This window comes from Edaphobacter aggregans DSM 19364, assembly GCF_000745965.1.
Classification (GTDB): domain Bacteria; phylum Acidobacteriota; class Terriglobia; order Terriglobales; family Acidobacteriaceae; genus Edaphobacter; species Edaphobacter aggregans.
This window is the reverse complement of sequence record NZ_JQKI01000295.1, coordinates 1-2495: the sequence shown is the minus strand read 5'-3', so window position 1 is coordinate 2495 and position 2495 is coordinate 1. Positions and strand designations below refer to the sequence as shown.

1 protein-coding gene is annotated in these 2495 nt (G+C 55.4%); it reads left to right on the top strand.

The window, feature by feature from the left end:
* Positions 1-686 precede the first annotated feature (686 nt).
* Complete coding sequence (locus Q363_RS31305) at positions 687-1502, top strand: class I SAM-dependent methyltransferase (RefSeq protein WP_035358627.1); 816 nt, start codon at positions 687-689, stop codon at positions 1500-1502.
* Positions 1503-2495 lie beyond the last annotated feature (993 nt).

Genomic DNA, 2495 nt, shown 5'->3' with positions numbered 1-2495 from the left:
TGCCTTCCATAGAAGAGTGCTCCTTTCCGGCGGTGAGATGGCAACCGCTCACAGCCTAGTCCAAGGGGGCACCTTCTTATATTGCGTCGGGATTTGAGCAAGTTCACTCGGCCAGCGGGGTTCGGCGGGTCGAACTTGCCGAAATCCCCGTTTTCCCGGGAACGACGGTTCGAATTTGTCAGGATTACTACCAAGAAGCCAACTCTGAGGGCTGAGGTTGCATAGAATCGCTCTTTTCAGCACGAATAATAGGTTGCCGTGGGGATTGCTCCGCTGGGCCCGCTGTGGCGATTCTCGCGACCTCCATTTCCTTTGGTCATCATTTGCCTTGCGTGCTGCGTTCGATCTTTGATAGTGTTTGCGCCAAGTCTTTTCCTGCAGGCCTGTTTCTCTAGCAAGACCGGAGCCTTGGTATGATTTCCGAACAGGGACGTGCGTCCCACATTGATCTTGCTGTCGCAGACAGCCGCCTTAACATTCACGAGACCGTATCCAAACTACAAATAACTGCCGTCGTACAGGACAATCGACAAACTCAGCGTTCATGGTGGATCTGGTCTGTCATCGGCTTCGTACTCGGCTGGGGAGAGTGTGATACGTGCCAGAGGCGCCTGACTATTCATGACCGTAGCGACCAGTACTGCAACGATCATTGCGGCGATGATCTCGGACTGGGTGGCATGTAGATGCCCTGGGCCCTTCAAATTCCACCACGCCGTGCTCTAATCTCACTGTGCCTGAACACAGGCAAAAAGGTCGGACTCTCTAAAAAGGTACGCGCCTGCCATCTTTATTCGGAACAGGGGACCGAGTACGCTGCGAAAACGGCGATTGACTCCTTCGAAACGCTTCGACCTTATCTTCCTGACTTGACCGGCTTGACCGGACTGGAAATCGGCCCGGGAGACAATATCGGCGTAGCTGAGTGCTGCTTGGCGAACGGCGCGGCGCACATGATCTGTGTGGAGCAGTTCGCAACTGTCCACGATCTTCCGACGATGAGCGAGCTGATCGCACAAAGATACGGCCCCTATTCTTCACGACCCAAGCATGTCCAGGCTGTTTTTGAATCTGTCGACCGTGAGGTTGATTTCATCTATTCGGTCGACGTGATGGAGCATGTGGCGTCCGTTTCTGATGCGATCCGGCATATGGCGAAGATACTGAAGCCAGGCGGGGTGGCGGTTCACAGCGTGGACTTTGCGGGGCACAACACGTATGCCGGCACCGGGATCGACTTTCTGACCTGCCCTGACTGGATGTGGAAGATGCTGCACTCTCACCTGCAGACAACAAACCGTATTCGTTATGGGGAGCTGATCGATGCGGCGAAATGCGCGGGACTGGAGTTGGTCTCAGCCGTGCCGGTCATCACCGTAAGCGACGAGCGAGTGGGATACCTGAGACCAAAGATGATCCCGCGGTACCGTGCTTTGCCAACAGAGGATCTGAAGGTCCTCCAGGCCATCGTTGCTTTCAGGAAGAACGGTGGCCACATCTGACCGGACTACCGTTGCCTGCTCATGCCCGAATATACCCACTTCTTTTTGTAGGGTCGTTTTGGCAGCGAGCGGATCTCTTCCCGGGCGGCACGAACCGACTGCTCGCGCGTCGGATAGAGCTTCCGACCGGGACACCATCTGGATGATCTTTGTCGTGGCGGACGAAGTGCTTCACCTACGATTGAGGTGACTCCTAATAGCAGCAGCACATCAGAAGGGGACCGCAGAGGAATACATTCAAGCCTGCCACCTACAGGCTCCCGAAAAGTCACCTTTCCGGCAACTTCGCGACAGGGCTGTCACCTACCGCTTTCCTGCCGTAGTGCGCTGAGTCTCGGATTCCCCACCGAATAGCGGCCTCAGGTAGCGACGAGCAATCACGTCATATCCAAAACTCACAGAACTCAAAATCCTGTTTTAGACAAGAACACCTGGGAGTAGCCCCTTGTGCCTGCCGCAGTGAGATTTGTCGATGAGGACAGGAACACTACATAATGGCCGTCAGCGCTGATTGCCGGCAGCGACGCCCCGGCGTTCGATGGAGTCTAGATGCAAATCCTGCATGCCCGATTTTGCTGTCCGCAAAAAAACGCAATGAGCACACTCGTTGATGTGCTGCTCTGCGCCGTCAGTAGTGTCCACCAATACCACGATTCACGTCGGCGTGAATGCCCGCTGCGTTGCGTCGGAGAGATGTCAGGAAACACTTCGCTGACAAAGTAGGGTTCTTTCGCTCGACGGACGATGTAACGAATCCAAGATACGGCCTACTCCGAACTGATCCCGTCCCCTGATATTACTTCCTGTTTACCGACAATCCATAAACTATCGGGAACTACTCGACGACCCCACCTGGCCTGACTTCATCGTAGCGACGACAAGCCAGAACCGTTGGCGGGTGCTCAACTACTCAGCGTGCAGGCACAGCGTCCGCGGGCCAGTAGGGCTTGTCCGTATCGGCTAAGTGGTCTTCCGCGCAGCGACCGTGACGGC

What these genes read in the sequence shown, in the direction of transcription:
- Q363_RS31305 (WP_035358627.1), top strand. Translation starts at nt 687, where the DNA reads ATGCCCTGGGCCCTTCAAATTCCACCACGCCGTGCTCTAATCTCACTG.